We start from the raw sequence: 15,914 nt of genomic DNA, 5'->3' as shown, positions 1-15,914 counted from the left end.
TTGTACATCAACCGTTACGATAAATGACGGGATCTTTTTTAGACTACATGACGAAGCTTACCTGCTGCCAAACGTAACCTTAACAGAACCTTAACGGATATATATTTTAGGCATTCACCATTCAGGCGGCATAGCTTTCCCCTGATCCTTGTAGCTAGACTGCACTTTTTGAAGAAAAAGAAAGCCGCCATCACCTTGTGCATGTACTTATTAGATTAGTTATGCTCCTGCTCGTTTGTTTTATTGACGCAGCAGTAAGTGATAACACAGAAGAAAAAAGAAAAACCTGGTTATACTGGATTATCAGACTTACCGTCGGCTAGCGGCTTCGAGGATATATGTAACCGGTCTTATCCAATCGGTTACACGATAGTATGCAATATAAAAGGCAGGTAGGGGACACTTGTTGCCCCACACCTGCCTCATTTCTTGCTTAATGCGTATAAGCTGCAACATTGTCAGCATCAACGGCTTCATGTAACGCGGCATTTAGCCCGCTCGCAATAATGTTTGCCATATCCTCCATAAACTCATCCACTTCTTTTGGGGTAACGATCAGATCGTGGCCAAGCGGCTCCAGCACTTCCTTAACGAGTGACAGTCTGTCCTGCTCTCCAATATCGTCCAACATACCTAAAATATGACGGGTCTGTTCGGTTTGATCCTTAAAATGGTCCTTCATCATTTCAATTGCGTTATTTACAATTGTTGATGCATAGCATACGGTAGGAACCCCGATTGCAACACACGGCACACCTAAAATTTCTTTGGTCAAACCTTTACGTTTGTTGCCGATGCCTGAGCCAGGGTGAATACCGATATCCGCCACTTGTATTGTCGTATTGACGCGTTCAAGCGCTTTTGAAGCTAATGCATCAATTGCAATAATTAGATCTGGTTTTGTCTTATCTACAATGCTTTGCACTATTTCACTTGACTCAATTCCGGTAATGCCTAGAACACCTGGTGCTACTGCGCTCACTTCCCGATAGCCCGGACTAACCTGCTCTGGCATCAGTTCAAAAAAATGTCGTGTCACCAACACATTTTCAACCACCATAGGGCCAAGCGCATCCGGTGTTACATTCCAGTTGCCCAAGCCAACAATTAACGCTTTGTCTGTCGGCTTAATACCGATGTCCTTTAAGAAACCGGCGAACAATTGGGCAAACTTCGTAGCAACACGATCCTGCAAATCTGAATCTTTACGCCGCAAGCCAGGCACTTCCATCGTTACATAACGCCCTGGCACTCTACCAATCGCACGTGAACCCTCTTCATTTTGCACATGAATACTTGTCACCTTAATTCCTGCCTTATGCTCCACGCTCTCCTGAACGCCTGGAATCGGAATATGTACATCCGGCTGGACCAGTTCTCTAGCTTCAAGCGCCAAGTCCGTTCGGACCGAATAATCTTTCAGATCGGCTGTCATCCTGTTTCCTCCCGTAATACCAATATCGTTATGGACGTATTGTGCGTTAGCACACACAAAGTTATACGGGCCGCCTCATTCCGAAAACGTTCGCATCTGATCTTTCCTCACTAGCAAGCATAGGGCATTACTGCTCAGCATGTATTGCTTTTTACTATACAACGTGATAGAATACTTTAAGTTGTGAATCCATTTTATCATGTATTGGTGAAATAGATTCTATTGTCGCACTACGATGCAACGGAGGTGAAAGCAATGCCAAACATTAAATCCGCTGTTAAACGCGTAAAAACAAATGACAAACGTCGTCTGTTGAACGCTTCTCAAAAATCCGCACTTCGTACAGCTGTTAAAGCTGCAGACGTAGCTTTGGCTAACAACGAAGTGGAAACTGCTACAACAGCAGTTGCTTTGGCGTCCAAGAAATTGGATAAAGCTGTGACTAAAGGCTTGGTACACAAGAACGCAGCTGCTCGCAAGAAGTCTCGCTTGGCACAAAAATTGAACGCTCTGCAAGCACAAGCTTAAGAGCCTTTCATACTTAGAGCTTAAAGCGTAGAAGCCCGAAGGTAAATGCATTAGCGTTTACCTTCGGGCTTCTTTTGTGCGTGGCATATTTGCCGCAATCCTAAGAATAAGTAATTCTAAGCCGAGCGTCTTATCCACGCGCCCTGACTTCATCTCATAATCAAGCTCCGCAGCTTCTGCGAGCCATATCGCTAGCGAGGCTGTGTCATGGCTTCTAGCTTGCTCAGCAGCTACCTTTACTGCATAAGGATGCAAACCAAGCTGAGAGGCCGCTTGCTGCTGGCTGAAGCTCTGGCTCGTTAACTCCTTCACCTGCAACATGATGCGCAGTTGTCGAATAATGAGAGCCAGTATTTTGATCGGCTCCTCTTTCTGCTTTAGCAGTTCGCGAAACATCTGCATCGCTTGTTCTGGGCGACGCTTAATTACATCTTCCACAAGCTGAAATACGTTCTGCTCTGTCGTCTTCGTAATGAGCTGCTCAATCGTATCTGCCTGTATAAGCCCTCCAGGCCCAACATATAAGCTTAGCTTCTCAATCTCCGCCGATAATGTCTGCAACTGGGTGCCTGCGTTGTTCAGCAAAGCTTCAATCCCCTGTGCATCAATCTGGCTGCCGACAGTTTCCACTTGTTTAGCAACCCACTGCATCAGCTCATCCGCACTAAAAGGCTGGAAGGGCAGCACCACACCTGCTGTCTTAGCTAACTTGACCGTTTTCTTGCGTTCATCCAGCTTGTCCGCTTGTATAAGAAACACAACAATGCTGCTTTCAAGCGGATTCGCCATATAGGTAAGTAGACGATCCGTACGATGCTCCAGCTTATCCTTGCCGGACGCAAAGATCGAATGGTCCTTTACTAAAATCAGCTTACGCTCAACGAGAAATGGCATCGTCTCTGCTTCCTCGACTACCGCTTCAATCGCGTGCTCCGAAGTATCCATCTTCGTGATCGCAAAGTCGCGATGCTCTTCTGGAATAAGCTTATCTACTAATAATTGTACAAACTCTTGCATACGGTATTTCTCTGTTCCATAGAGCACATATAAGGAACGCGACTCTCCTCGCTTGATCTCCTTAACGGCTGTCTTTACATCCACGCTTAATTCCCCCTAACCTATCGTTCTTGATCATAGCAGACTTCGCCGCAAAAACAAAGGGACTGCGCGGCAGCTGCCACACAATCCCTTTGTCCCATACCATCTATGATAAACGTCAGCGCTTTGAAAGGCCTAGGTCCTTAACGCTAACGGTCATACGACGTACGGGAACGCCTTTACTTCGTACTGTATAAGACACTATACGTGCACGATAACCAAAGTGTGCATGCAAATCGGTATCCTCATGAAAAAACACATTTAGCCTGCTAACTTATGAACTCGGGTGCGGCTCGCCTCTACCCACCAGTAGGAGAAGAACTTGTTCCTTCTCCAGCTTCAACAGGCGGCTGCTTGGCCGTATCATCCTGAGTGTCACTTGGATGAGAATCTGAATGGCTCTGTTTGTTGGTTAAGGTACTAGGCGTGAATAGAACAGGGTCCATACTGACCATCCCTTGCTCAGAAATGGCATATGCAAGTAACTTTTGCTGCTCTTGACCATCATTTAGAGTAATCAGAATCTGTTTACTGTCGTCAGACCACTGAATGGAGACAGGTTTCATTTCTAGTGTAATAGTCTGAATTTCCTTACTCTTCTCTTCGACGCCACTAAACAATGACAGCTTGTTAGCTTGCCACTTCACTACAAAAAGTTGATCTGGAGAAGCAGCTTCGATTACATCGTTGATCTTAAGAAAGCTCATTGCGCCTGATGATTGATCCTTATCTTTGTCAACCGTCCCTTTGCCCTTATCCTTGTCTCCAGGCAAAAGCCCACGTTCCTGCTCGGACGACTTCTCTTTATCGTCATGAACTGGTGGCTTACTCGTCTCAGGCGCAGGCGTAGTAACTTTATGCTTCGGATTGTTAGCAGTTGGCACTGTCTCCTTGTTCGCCTTGCTAGGTAACTGACGGTTATCCTGCCGAGAAGAATCCGAATCAACAGGTACAGAGCTACCATCAGGTGATGTTGATGTGGAGGGCAACTGTGGTGTTCCCTCAGACTGATCGCCTTGTGCCGAAGCACGCTTATCTTGACTCAGCGCATCTTTCTCCTCATCAAGTTGATAGGCATGTTCAGATTGCTGTGTCCCTTTCTGACCTGATGATTGCGTATATTGGTCTAACTTCGCCTGTTGTTGCAAGGCATTAAAATCAGCAGATTCGCTTGAATTAGTATGCTGATAATTGACCATAAACAGTCCAAACACAACCCCTGCTGCAACGACAGCACTTGCCGCACGCCAATTAAAACGTCTCTTCCATAACCCTGGAGCTGGCTGCTTAGTAGGTGTGGATGGCTGCACATTATCGGATTGTTCTTGCTTGTATATTACTTCTGAATCTAATGGAGCCAATGCCGCAGCTTGCTGGTCTGAATTTCTTCGATCAATTTCATCTAGTTGAGGCAGAATGGCATCAACTAGACTGTATCTGGGTGTCACCTTAGGCAGCATCTCCAAATCATCATGTAGCATCGTAAGCCGTTCAAACATCTCGGCACAGGCGGGGCACTGACTTGTATGTTCTGTCAGCAGGCTATGCTCCAACTCGTCTAAGTCATGATCAAGCTGACGTTGCATAAGTGTCATCACCTCTGTACAGTTCATCCTCGCACACCACCTTTCTCATAATCTTGCAGCATCGTTTGCAGTTGTTGTCGCGCGCGGAATAAATATGACTTAACCGTATTAAGCGGCAGATTAAGGCTTTCCGCAATTTCATTGTAAGAGAAATCCTGAAGGTACCGCAGAACGACTACAGCTCGATGATGTTCGGGAAGGCGGTCTATCGCGGCACGAATATCTTGTGCGGCGTAGGCGGACAGCACTTCTTTCTCTACATTGTGTTCCCCGTTAAACACTAAACTATGTTCGTCAATCGAGACAGTCGGCTTCGTACGGCGAAACTTGTCAATCGCGATATTAGTCACAATACGTTGTACCCATGTCTTAAACTGCGCTTTCTCTTCATAGGAATTAATCTTCGTATAAATCCGAATTAATGCTTCCTGGGACGCGTCCATAGCATCTTGTTCGTTGTGCAGCAAATAATAGGCTGTACGGTAAACATATGGTTCTATTTCTCGCAAAAGGGTTATAAGAGCTTCGCGATCTCCTGCTTGAGCAGATCGGATAAGTCCAGGCTCTACCACTAGGATCCCCCTCTCTTGCATATCCATTGACGCATCAAACGCGAAAATGGTTGCAGATCATATGATTTTTTTTAGTTTCATGAATTGTTTGTGTAGAGAGCACCGCTAATAAGCCTAAAGAATATGCCTTTAAGCTATCAGCATAGCAAACAATGTAAATATTGTCAGTGACGATTATTAAGAATAATTATGTATACTTACACAACGTAAAACTTAAAGGAACGGATCAAATATATACGATTGACAGCGCTCTACTGTGCCATCCTATCACGTTTCACGCGAACCTTCAAACCTTGATCCGTCATAATCGCTTGCACTTCACCCTGAATATCAGTGCGATAAATGCTGCTGCCGGCCTCTTGCAAAGTACGCAGCACCTGTTCATGGGGATGACCGTATCGGTTGTTTCGGCCTGCGGAAATAACACTTGCTTTAGGTCGCCAATACCGTATCCATGCCTCGGAAGTAGAAGTCTTGCTCCCATGATGAGCCACCTTAAGCATATCCAACCTACTACTTGCAAATGCCGACTCCTTTTGAGCCGTTCTCCATTCATCCAGCATATCGAGTTCTCCTTGTGAACCGATATCTCCTGTTAACAGCAAAGTAGCTTTATGTCCGCTGTTCATCATCGATAACAGCATAACAAGTGATGCATCATTTTGCTCATCCAACAAAGCTATTTCTTTGTTCGAGTTATGAATCGGGTATAATACATCAAGCCGCGTCTCATTGTCCAATAACCACTGATCACCTGCCCTCCAAGAGACAACCGAAATGCGACGTTGAAGCGCTAGCTGATATAGCTTTTCCATTGTAGATGAACGCTTCCACGTTCCGTTCATAATTAAACGATCTACGGGCATATGCTCCAACACCGCATGTAATCCACCTGCATGGTCGGTATCCCCATGCGTCAATATAACGGCATCCAGATGTCGTATACCCCGCTGCTTCAGTAAAGGAACAAGCCTGCTTTTGCCCACTTCATAGGGCTTGCGGCGCTGCTTCCATTGCTCACCAGGTTTGGCAAAGGAGATCGTTCCACCACCATCCACCAGCACGTTGCGCCCCCCTGCTGTACGAATGAGAATGCTGTCCCCTTGTCCTACATCAATAAAAGAGATCGTCGTGCTTTCTGGCCGCCCCATATGATATCCTTGAATCCATAATAAGACAAAAGCAAATAACATCACATTAAACCTTATCCATATCGGACGGTCCGTGTTGCTAGGAATCGTATGAAACCCATCCAGTGGTACAGTATCATCGAGTGCACGGCGAAATGCCCGTTCTGCATCATTTGCCGCAAGCTGATACATAGCCTTAACCATATATAACAAACATGTGTAATAGACGGCGATCCACCATACCGGCGGCCGCGGCCATATCATAATCGCCCCTTCGATGTCAGCTACAATTTTGACCATACCAAAGGTCCATTCATTAAACTGGCTTAACACCCAGGCGAACGGCTGAGCAATTGTATCCGAAATAGCAGCCATAACAAGGGTCAACGTTCCGAGTGGCAGCACAAGTAAGCTAATAAAAGGGACAAATAAAAAGTTAGCAAAAAGCGACAATAACGACACTTGATTAAAATAGTATACCGTTAACGGAAAGGACATAAATTGCGCTACTACTGTAACTGTTAATGAGGAGCGCAGCCACATCGGCCATGTGCCTGGCAGCACCTTCACTACAGGCGGGACTCCAATTATTAGTCCAGCCGTGACGGCATAGGAGAGTTGAAAGCTAACGTTAAGTGCATAATACGGCTCCCACCAGAGCATAAGGAGTAACGATATGCATAGCAAATGCAAGCCATCCTTCATCCAGCCTTGCCTGAGCCCGATTAAAGCCAGCATTGACATTAGTCCTGCACGAATAACAGACGGGGAAGCCCCTGTAAATAGTACATATGCGGGAATAAGCATAATCACAACCAACAATGAGCGCTCTTTCGTTAATCGCATACGTTTTAGCAGCAGCATACACGTCCCTACAAATACAGCTACATGCAACCCAGAGATGGCCAAAATATGAGTCAGCCCCAATTGGGCAAAAGATTGCTCAATACCCACATCAAGATCACTTCTAAGTCCTAACACCAATCCCTGCATATACGTGCTTTGATCAAGAGGGAGCATCCGAGCATACAAAGAAGCCCCATATTTTCTCAACTCCTCTACCTTTGCCTTGACTGCATCTATGCTCCATACTTGAACACCTCGAATAACCTCAACACTTGATGTCCCTTTTACCTGAAAAATCCAGTACACATGCTCATTTTTTAAGTATTGTCGATAATTAAACGCTCCAAAGTTGTCCGCTTCAGCGGGTCTTAGCAGTTGTCCTGTTATTTTAATGCGTTCTGCTTGCCTCCATTGCAGTGCCTGTTGGATCTCCTGTTCTTGCTTTAAAAAAAGGGTTACGAGTATCCACTCTGAATTTAGCTTGGCTGCTGGTTTTTGATCTGGCAGCCATGTGTCTGCTCTAAGTCGAAATTGAATTTTGTCGCCATCACGTTCAACTGGGGAACCAATAACTCCATATAAAACACCTGCAATGTGATCCCCTAGCAGGGGCTCTTGTTCAATAGGAATGGATGTAATCTGCTGTGTATCATACCAGACAAAACTGACCTGCGACGCTATTAATGCCCCCGCGTAAGCAACTGCATATGCAAGACGAAGCCAACGCAGCTTCATCATCAGGGGCATGCACAGAACAAGTCCCCCTGTAGCTATTGCTGCTTGCTCATTTGACAGCGAAACTGCAAAGTAGATTCCTAACACCCAGCAGCAAGCAAACATAACTATAGGTCTTTGCATCCACATACACGTTCACTCCTTCCAACACAAAAAAACCTTCACACAAATGAACATGAACATATTTGCTCATATCATTGGCGTGAAGGTTCTTCCTTCTCGTAATATTACAATATTAATTAATCGTATCCATAATGGTCTCTTGTGGGGGCTGATAATGCTCCAACTGTCGGAATACGATCCCCTTCTGCTGCATCATAAGTGAGACTTTGTCGGTATCCTTCGGGTATAGGCGATGATAGACTACTTCTATTACTCCACTGTTCGCAAGCATATTGGCGCAGGTCCAGCAGGGTTGATCCGTAACATACACCGTCGAACCCTCTCGATCCGCCCGATCCGTAAACAACAACAAGTTCTGCTCGGCATGAATCGTGCGAATGCAGCGCTGCTTTTTCACCATCTCTTCTTTCCCATCAGGATGTACCACAACTTCCAACTGTTCAGCAATCATGCAGCCAGCTTCACTGCAATCAGGTACTCCCATTGGCGCACCGTTGTAAGCTGTACCAAGCAGCTTTTTCCCTTGGACAAGTACAGCGCCCACATGCCTTCGCGGACATTGGGAGCGGGTTGATACCATATAAGCAATATCCATAAAATAGGTGTCCCAGTCTTTTCTGATCGTTGATGTCATGTTTGCGAAACCCCTGTCTTATTAATCGTTATCATCTATTATACATAGCCATTCCTCACCTTGTCCGCAAAAAAAATGGACATTAAGCAGGTTCATATGTCTATTGTAAGCAGACCACCCTAACTGCGCAACTACATAGATCACGTTTCGTTTAAGGTTCTATCGAGACGTGATCTTTAATCTTGGCGTACAACTTAGGTCCAATACCTTTAACCTTTAGCAAATCCTTCACTGTCTTAAACAAGCCGTTTTTCTCGCGGTAGACTATAATCGCCTTTGCCTTGGAGGGACCAATCCCAGGCAAACCTGTGAGCTCCTGTTCACTGGCGCGGTTAATATAAATTAGGCCAGCATCGGCACGAGCAATCTCTTTAGGCTTTGGCATAATAGCTGAAGCCTTACCCGCCGCCGCAACGCCAGCACGAGTCTCTGCCTGAGGTACATCACGGTCCGACGTTGGTAGGTCGGCCGAAGCTGCGGGAGGAAGCGGCACAGCCTCAGTTGTTGGTGCTATGGGGGCAGCACCAATTGCCTCTTTATGTGGCACAGCCTGCAATGAACCAGGTGAATCCTCAGCTGGCTGCGGCCCTTCTGGCAACTTCATGTTTCCTTCGCCAAGGCTAGAATTGCCGTTGTTCGAGAGCGAATTAGACTGCTTATGTGAACCATTTGTACCGCTGCCTTCACTGCCGTTGTCCTCATGTAATAGCTGTTGTACTTGATGGTCCACATACCGCCAAGTGCTATCATCCTGACCAGACTGCGCTGGCAGCCACATTAGCGCAAATAACACTATCCCCACTGCTGCGCATATAAAGACTAGCGTCCATGATGCTAGCCATCTCCTTGAACCTGCTTGATTATACTCTTTTCTTTTCATCCTTAGCGCCCCTTGTCACATAATCGTGAATCGATACCTTGTCCAAATATGCGGCCCATATTAGGACACAATTGACTAAACCCTGCAAGCTCGCAAGCAGTAATAAGGTCAAGCCGTGTCAACATATAGTAGGTTAACATGGAGAAGGTACCAGGAACGCTCCCTATCATATCTCCGAAAATGCAAATCAAATGACAGCAACACAAAGAAACAATCAGCTTGCCATCCATTGTAAGGAGGGAATAGCCGTGAACGTCGGATTTATAGGTACGGGAAGCATGGGCACAATCCTCATTGAATCGCTAATCCAATCTGGGGCACTTGAGCCTGATCAGGTTGTAGCTACCAACCGTACATTCAACAAAGTACAACGGCTTGCCTCGCAATACCCTGGTCTTCATGCAGTTACGTCCATTGAAGAAACGGTAAAAGCGAGCAGCATCGTCTTTTTGTGCGTTAAACCTCTGGAGTACAAAAAAGTTGTCGAGGAAATATCGGCGCACGATCGCGCTGATCTTATTCTCGTATCAATAACAAGCCCTGTCCTCATCCATCACCTGGAGCATCAATTAACGTGCAAAATAGCTAAAATAATACCTAGTATTACTAATTATGTATGGAGTGGTGCATCTATATGTATTTATGGAAGTCGGATTCAAACCGAGGATCGACTGCTGCTTGAACAGCTTATGATGTCGATTAGCAGGCCAATTCAGATAGAGGAGCAATATACACGGATTACTAGCGATATTTCAAGCTGTGGTCCAGCATTTATTGCTTTCTTTGTGCAAAAATGGGTTGATGAAGCGGTACTGGAAACAGGAATAAACCGTGATGAAGCCGCGAGACTAGCCTCTGAAATGTTAATCGGCACTGGGAAGCTGTTAACTGAGGGCGGACTATCGCTTGAACAACTTCAGCAGCGCGTAGCCGTCCCCGGCGGCATTACCGCCGAGGCGCTGCGCTTGCTAAATGAGAAGCTGGATGGTGTATTCCAGCAGTTAATTCATGTTACTCACGCCAAATATGAAGAAGATCTGGATAAAGTATCCACACTATTTGGCAACATTGAAGTAAATCTTAACCGACGACAATATTAACGAGTCGTCCTTTGACAGCGATGACTTTGCGAACCGTCTTGCCTGCCATCGCAGCTTGAACGTTAGCTGAGCTCATCGCTGTATCTTGCATCGCTGCTTCGTCTGCATCAGCAGCCATGTTCAGTCGCTCTACGATCTTACCATTAACTTGCACTACTATTTGCACTTCGGCGTCAACGGTTAAGCTTTCGTCATATGTCGGCCAAGCCACATAAGTAATGGAGCCTGTGAAGCCAAGACGCTCCCACAGCTCTTCGGCAATATGAGGAGCAAGCGGTGACAGCAATTGTACAAAGCTTTCCATTGCCTTGCGTGGCAACTTATCTTGCTTGTATGCGTCGTTGATAAAGATCATCATCTGACTGATCGCTGTGTTAAAACGAAGCGCCTCGTAGTCCTCTGTTACTTTCTTCACGGTTTTGTGCCACGTACGAACAAAAGCATTGTCCTCCACCTCGTCAGTCATCTTCGGATTTAATTGATCCTCATCGGTGACAAACAAGCGCCATACACGGCCAAGGAAACGATTCATTCCTTCAACGCCATTCGTATTCCACGGCTTCGTTGCTTCAAGAGGTCCCATAAACATCTCGTACATACGGAGTGTATCTGCCCCATATTCATACACGATCTCGTCCGGATTAATAACATTACCTCTCGATTTTGACATCTTCTCATTGTTAGTACCCAGAATCATCCCTTGGTTCACTAGCTTGTGGAATGGCTCCTTCGTCTGAACAACACCAAGATCGTACAACACTTTATGCCAGAAACGAGCATACAACAAGTGAAGTACAGCATGCTCCACACCGCCGATATAAAGATCGACAGGAAGCCATTTCGCTTGCAGCTCTTTGGAACAAATCTCATCATTGTTCTTCGGATCTATATAACGCAAGTAATACCAGCTGCTGCCTGCCCATTGCGGCATCGTATTCGTCTCTCGGCGCGCCTTCATCCCTGTCTCCGGATCAATCGTGTTTACCCACTCTGTCACATTTGCAAGCGGGGATTCTCCCGTACCGGATGGTCGAATTTGATCTACCTCTGGCAGTACGAGTGGAAGCTCTGCCTCAGGAATCGTCTTCATTGTGCCATCTTCAAGATGAATAATTGGGATTGGCTCGCCCCAGTAACGCTGGCGGCTGAACAGCCAGTCACGCAGACGATAAGTTACTTTGCCGCTGCCGATACCTTTTTTCTCCAGCCATTCAATCATTGTTGCAATAGCTGGTGCATTTTCTAAGCCATTCAGGAAGTCAGAATTAACGTGAGCGCCATCACCGGAGTAAGCTGCTTCCAGCACATTACCGCCTGACACAACTTCAACAATTGGCAGATCAAACTGCTTTGCAAACTCCCAATCCCGCTCATCATGTGCTGGAACCGCCATAATAGCGCCAGTTCCATAGCCAGCAAGTACGTAATCAGCAATCCAGATTGGCATCTTTGCACCGTTTACTGGATTAAGGGCATAAGCGCCAGTAAATACGCCCGTTTTCTCTTTGGCTAGGTCGGTACGCTCCAGATCACTCTTACGAGCAGCTTGCTCACGATAAGCTTCAATTGCAGCCTGCTGTGCAGCAGTTGTGATCTGACTAACCAATTCATGCTCAGGTGCCAGCACACAATATGTAGCACCAAACAACGTATCAGGACGAGTCGTAAATACGTCAAGATTAGCATTATGCCCCTCGATCGTAAAACGGACCTCTGCCCCTTTAGATTTGCCTACCCAGTGGCGTTGCATATCTTTGATGCTCTCCGGCCAATCCAGCTCATCCAGATCCTCAAGCAAACGTTCCGCATATGCCGTAATCTTTAATACCCACTGGCGCATTGGCTTACGAATGACAGGATGGTTGCCACGCTCGGACTTGCCATCAATCACTTCTTCGTTTGCAAGTACAGTGCCTAAAGCAGGGCACCAGTTCACTGGCACTTCATCGACATAAGCAAGACCTTTCTTGTATAGCTGTATGAAAATCCACTGTGTCCACTTGTAGTATTCAGGATCAGTCGTACTAATCTCACGATCCCAATCATAAGAAAATCCAAGAGACTTTATCTGACGGCGGAAATTGTCTATGTTCTTTACTGTAAATTCACGCGGATGCGCTCCTGTATCAATCGCATATTGTTCAGCAGGAAGACCAAACGCATCCCACCCCATCGGGTGAAGAACATTGTATCCTCGCATCCGTTTAAAACGAGATACGATATCTGTTGCTGTGTAGCCTTCCGGGTGGCCAACATGCAAACCTGCTCCAGATGGATACGGGAACATATCCAAAGCGTAGAACTTCGGCTTGCTGTCATCTTCCAATGTCGCAAATGTCTTGTGCTCATCCCAATACTTCTGCCATTTCGGCTCAATAGCAAGTGGCTGATAGCCTGCTGGTTGTTTCATTTCTGTGCTCATTATAAAAGCCCCCTCTATCCAAGTTGAAACCTGATCATTTCTGTGTCGATCTTTTATTTCTTTGCTGCTGATTGTTGCTGCAGCGCACTGTATCACGTATAACCACAAAAAAAGCCCCTCATCCTTAGCGAATTCGCTAGGGACGAGAGACTTGGATTCCCGCGGTACCACCCTAGTTAGCGCACGGCATGCTCTGCCTGGCGCTCACTTGAAGCTCTTAACGCGAGCTTATACGTCACAACCTTGCCTCTAACGTGCAGTTGTGCGACTCCTAGGTGAGTTCGCTCCCTCTATCCATCGGCTCGCACCAACCGCCGACTCTCTGAATGACTTCGGAGAACTACTATTCCTAATCCACGTCTTCCTATGGTTACAGTTCTACTGTTTTTACACAATAATTACATACATCATATGCAAAAAAACAAGTCTTGTCAACGGAGCGCGCACTGCGCATCCATGTGGATACAAGTTGATGTATGCTGATAAAGAATAGTGCTATTTTTTTAAGGCAATCAAGAACAATCTGGCCGTCTCAGGACCTGGTTCTTCCCATCCAAAGTCGCTATACACGTCAACATGCGAAAAGCCTGCTGCAAGCAACTCACCTATGATCCAATCCGTTTCATACGCGCGTTGAATGTGTGTCTCGTCAATTCGATTATATTTACCGCTCAACGGATCTTCACAAAATATAGCCAGTTGATGTTCAATTTCATGCCGTGACTCATCATATTCACTATGCCATATGTAAGCTACATCCCCTTCGTCCAACGTGAAGGGTTGTTGTTGTGCATAATATTCAAATTGACGAACATGATGCATATCAAGCATAAACATGCCACCTGGTCGCAGCTGTTTAGCCGTCTGTTGAAATACTGATCGAACATCTTCTAGTTCGGTTACATAATTGATGCAGTCGCAAAATGAAATAACAGCATCAACCTGCTCTGGCACTTCCCAATGTCTCATATCCTGACACACCCATTGCACAGAGCCAGTCATACGCCCCGCATCCTGCTCCTTTTCACGAGCAATTGTGAGCATCGCATCCGCTAAGTCAATCCCCGTCACTTGCATGCCCTGCTTCGCTAATGGGATCGCGATCGTACCAGTACCACAGCCCAAATCAACAATTGATTGCGGCGTAACACCATATCTTTCCCATGCTGCGTTGGCAAATTGAAGCCACTTCTCATACGGCATATCCGCCATAAGCCGATCATACACCAGCGCAAATTGGCCGTACGAATCCATACTAGCGATCATCCTTTCGGAAGTTAGAACGGTCATTTCCTTGACCGGAAGAAAACGGCTTGCGTCCTGCGGATGAAGAACTGCGACGCTCCGTTTGTGCATGCTTAGACGCAGCCTCGTTTGGACGCGAAGGCTTGCGGCGCGCATCTGGACCAGTGCGATCGCCCTTCCACTTATAATCGCTTGAGGAGCGCTCAGCAGGCGCAGGGCGCTTCATATCAGGCCGACGTTGTTCTGCCTGAATTTGAGCCAGCTTTTGCTCCGCTTCAGCTTGATCAGTTGCAGCGCCAAGCTCCGTCAGCTTGGACCAGCTGCCTTCTTGTGTCACAAAGCCCGCTTTCATCAGCCGTCCCATCGCACGTTTGAAGGCGGATTTACTGATTTGAAATCGCTGTGTAATCAGATCAGAAGGGGTCTCATCCGAGTAAGGCATAGCACCGTTAGGGCGCTCCTTCAAAATTTGAAGCAGTCGGTTTGCATCGAGATCCATACCTACTTCTTTGCGCTCAGCCAGTGTTACGTTAACACGCCCATCTTCACGTACATGGGCAATTCGTACACGTACGCGGTCGCCGACACGAAGCGGTTGTGGACGCTGTGATTCGTGCAGCAGCCCGAGTGCGCCAAAGCCGAGAGGACCGCCTTCTACGACAAAAAACGTCCCCATACGCAGCGCCCGATATACGATAGCATCATGCCAAGTATTCAGCCAGCTGCTTGGTGCGTGAAATACGAGTGGAGCCAATTCCTCTTCGCCCGCCAACTCCGCCACCAATCGACCTACCCGATCATGAGCCAGCTTCACGTATACTTTATCTCCAATCATGGGACGCAGCGTCTTCAACTCTGGAAGCTCACTAGCCGGCAGCATTAACTGCCGACCAATTCCCATTTCCAAAAAATAACCAAAGCGAGAATGAATATCAGCCACTTCCAACGCTGCCACTTCACCTAGCGTTAAATAAGGCTTTTTCATTGTGGAAGCAAGACGATCTTCTGTATCGTAGAACAAAAATACGTCAAGCTCTTCATCAATCATAATATCGCGTGTTAGCTCCGTGTAATGGAGGATAACGTCATGTTCCTCATCAGTCAAAAAATAGCCATACGGAGATACTTCGCGATCTACACGCAAACGTTGTATCGTTCCTGCTGTGAGGGTCATGCCATCTCCACTACTTTCGCGTCAGACCACAGCTTTTCAATGTTATAATACTCACGCTCTTCGCGGTGGAACACATGGACCACAACGTCTCCAAGGTCAATCAGAACCCAACGGCCCGAATCCATACCTTCTGTTCCGCGAACAATAGAGCCCGCCTGATGTGCCGATTGGCGAATCTCGTTAGCGATAGCCTGTACTTGAGTGTCAGAGTTACCGTGACAAATAACAAAGTAATCCGCAATCAATGAGATGCCTTGCAAGTCCAGAACTACAATATCCATCGCTTTTTTGTCTTCTGCTGCATCCACAGCTAGGTGGAGCAGTTGTTTAGGTGTTAACGCCATAAGTTAGCCTCCGGTTCTAATCTGTAAATGTAAATTAGATGTGTAAGGCTGCCGCAAGCTGA

13 protein-coding genes, 1 pseudogene and 1 other annotated feature are annotated in these 15,914 nt (G+C 46.5%); of the genes and pseudogenes, 2 read left to right on the top strand and 12 right to left on the bottom strand.

The window, feature by feature from the left end; genetic code table 11:
• Positions 1-433 precede the first annotated feature (433 nt).
• Complete coding sequence (gene gpr, locus H509_RS0109625) at positions 434-1,435, bottom strand: GPR endopeptidase (protein WP_028544896.1); 1,002 nt, start codon at positions 1,433-1,435, stop codon at positions 434-436.
• A 255-nt stretch (positions 1,436-1,690) separates the two neighbouring features.
• Here gpr and rpsT point away from each other — a divergent pair, with 255 nt between their 5' ends.
• Positions 1,691-1,963, top strand: a complete 273-nt coding sequence (gene rpsT, locus H509_RS0109620) for a 30S ribosomal protein S20 (protein ID WP_028544895.1) — start codon at positions 1,691-1,693, stop codon at positions 1,961-1,963.
• A gap of 57 nt (positions 1,964-2,020) precedes the next feature.
• Here the strand turns inward: rpsT and holA are convergent, their stop codons facing one another.
• The 7 genes from holA to H509_RS28175 form a co-directional block, all read right to left on the bottom strand.
• Entirely contained in the window at positions 2,021-3,064 is a 1,044-nt protein-coding gene (gene holA / locus H509_RS0109615) for a DNA polymerase III subunit delta (protein WP_028544894.1), read from the bottom strand.
• 296 nt (positions 3,065-3,360) lie between these two features.
• On the bottom strand, positions 3,361-4,674 hold the full coding sequence (locus tag H509_RS26735) for an anti-sigma factor family protein (protein ID WP_051286929.1): 1,314 nt from the start codon (positions 4,672-4,674) through the stop codon (positions 3,361-3,363).
• Positions 4,671-5,219, bottom strand: a complete 549-nt coding sequence (locus H509_RS0109605) for an RNA polymerase sigma factor (RefSeq protein WP_028544893.1) — start codon at positions 5,217-5,219, stop codon at positions 4,671-4,673. Before H509_RS0109605 ends, H509_RS26735 begins: the two co-directional genes overlap by 4 nt.
• A 251-nt stretch (positions 5,220-5,470) precedes the next feature.
• Positions 5,471-8,059, bottom strand: a complete 2,589-nt coding sequence (locus H509_RS0109600) for a ComEC/Rec2 family competence protein (RefSeq protein WP_028544892.1) — start codon at positions 8,057-8,059, stop codon at positions 5,471-5,473.
• A gap of 106 nt (positions 8,060-8,165) precedes the next feature.
• A complete protein-coding gene (locus H509_RS0109595; RefSeq protein WP_028544891.1) occupies positions 8,166-8,687 on the bottom strand; it encodes a deoxycytidylate deaminase in 522 nt (173 codons plus the stop codon).
• A 151-nt stretch (positions 8,688-8,838) separates the two neighbouring features.
• Positions 8,839-9,567, bottom strand: coding sequence for a ComEA family DNA-binding protein (locus H509_RS28335; protein ID WP_245596017.1), 729 nt, complete (start codon positions 9,565-9,567; stop codon positions 8,839-8,841).
• A 2-nt stretch (positions 9,568-9,569) separates the two neighbouring features.
• Positions 9,570-9,737 (bottom strand): hypothetical protein, encoded by a 168-nt coding sequence (locus tag H509_RS28175; RefSeq protein WP_211234322.1) that lies wholly within the window; start codon positions 9,735-9,737, stop codon positions 9,570-9,572.
• A 78-nt stretch (positions 9,738-9,815) separates the two neighbouring features.
• Here H509_RS28175 and comER point away from each other — a divergent pair, with 78 nt between their 5' ends.
• Entirely contained in the window at positions 9,816-10,667 is an 852-nt protein-coding gene (comER, locus tag H509_RS0109585; protein WP_028544890.1) for a late competence protein ComER, read from the top strand.
• Here the strand turns inward: comER and leuS are convergent.
• The 4 genes and pseudogenes from leuS to rsfS form a co-directional block, all read right to left on the bottom strand.
• Positions 10,648-13,089 (bottom strand): leucine--tRNA ligase, encoded by a 2,442-nt coding sequence (leuS, locus tag H509_RS0109580; RefSeq protein ID WP_028544889.1) that lies wholly within the window; start codon positions 13,087-13,089, stop codon positions 10,648-10,650. The two genes, comER and leuS, sit on opposite strands and share 20 nt — an antisense overlap.
• A 135-nt stretch (positions 13,090-13,224) precedes the next feature.
• Positions 13,225-13,455: a binding site (T-box leader), on the bottom strand.
• 129 nt (positions 13,456-13,584) lie between these two features.
• Positions 13,585-14,343, bottom strand: a complete 759-nt coding sequence (locus H509_RS0109575) for a class I SAM-dependent DNA methyltransferase (protein ID WP_028544888.1) — start codon at positions 14,341-14,343, stop codon at positions 13,585-13,587.
• 292 nt (positions 14,344-14,635) lie between these two features.
• Positions 14,636-15,508: pseudogene (locus H509_RS24825) on the bottom strand (CvfB family protein); the annotation flags it as partial.
• On the bottom strand, positions 15,505-15,852 hold the full coding sequence (rsfS, locus tag H509_RS0109565) for a ribosome silencing factor (RefSeq protein ID WP_028544887.1): 348 nt from the start codon (positions 15,850-15,852) through the stop codon (positions 15,505-15,507). The gene rsfS and the pseudogene H509_RS24825, both read right to left, overlap by 4 nt.
• Positions 15,853-15,914: the final 62 nt, after the last annotated feature.

This window comes from Paenibacillus taiwanensis DSM 18679, assembly GCF_000425125.1.
Taxonomy (GTDB): domain Bacteria; phylum Bacillota; class Bacilli; order Paenibacillales; family Paenibacillaceae; genus Paenibacillus_B; species Paenibacillus_B taiwanensis.
The sequence above is the reverse complement of the archived record's forward strand: the minus strand, read 5'-3'. Positions and strand labels throughout refer to the sequence as shown.

Excerpts from the sequence above, each read along its gene's own strand:
- H509_RS28175 (WP_211234322.1), bottom strand. The coding sequence starts at position 9,737 with ATGATAGGGAGCGTTCCTGGTACCTTCTCCATGTTAACCTACTATATG.
- H509_RS26735 (WP_051286929.1), bottom strand. The coding sequence starts at position 4,674 with ATGAACTGTACAGAGGTGATGACACTTATGCAACGTCAGCTTGATCAT.
- H509_RS0109600 (WP_028544892.1), bottom strand. The coding sequence starts at position 8,059 with ATGTGGATGCAAAGACCTATAGTTATGTTTGCTTGCTGCTGGGTGTTA.
- H509_RS0109575 (WP_028544888.1), bottom strand. The coding sequence starts at position 14,343 with ATGGATTCGTACGGCCAATTTGCGCTGGTGTATGATCGGCTTATGGCG.
- H509_RS28335 (WP_245596017.1), bottom strand. The coding sequence starts at position 9,567 with ATGAAAAGAAAAGAGTATAATCAAGCAGGTTCAAGGAGATGGCTAGCA.
- rpsT (WP_028544895.1), top strand. The coding sequence starts at position 1,691 with ATGCCAAACATTAAATCCGCTGTTAAACGCGTAAAAACAAATGACAAA.
- rsfS (WP_028544887.1), bottom strand. The coding sequence starts at position 15,852 with ATGGCGTTAACACCTAAACAACTGCTCCACCTAGCTGTGGATGCAGCA.
- H509_RS0109595 (WP_028544891.1), bottom strand. The coding sequence starts at position 8,687 with ATGACATCAACGATCAGAAAAGACTGGGACACCTATTTTATGGATATT.
- gpr (WP_028544896.1), bottom strand. The coding sequence starts at position 1,435 with ATGACAGCCGATCTGAAAGATTATTCGGTCCGAACGGACTTGGCGCTT.
- leuS (WP_028544889.1), bottom strand. The coding sequence starts at position 13,089 with ATGAGCACAGAAATGAAACAACCAGCAGGCTATCAGCCACTTGCTATT.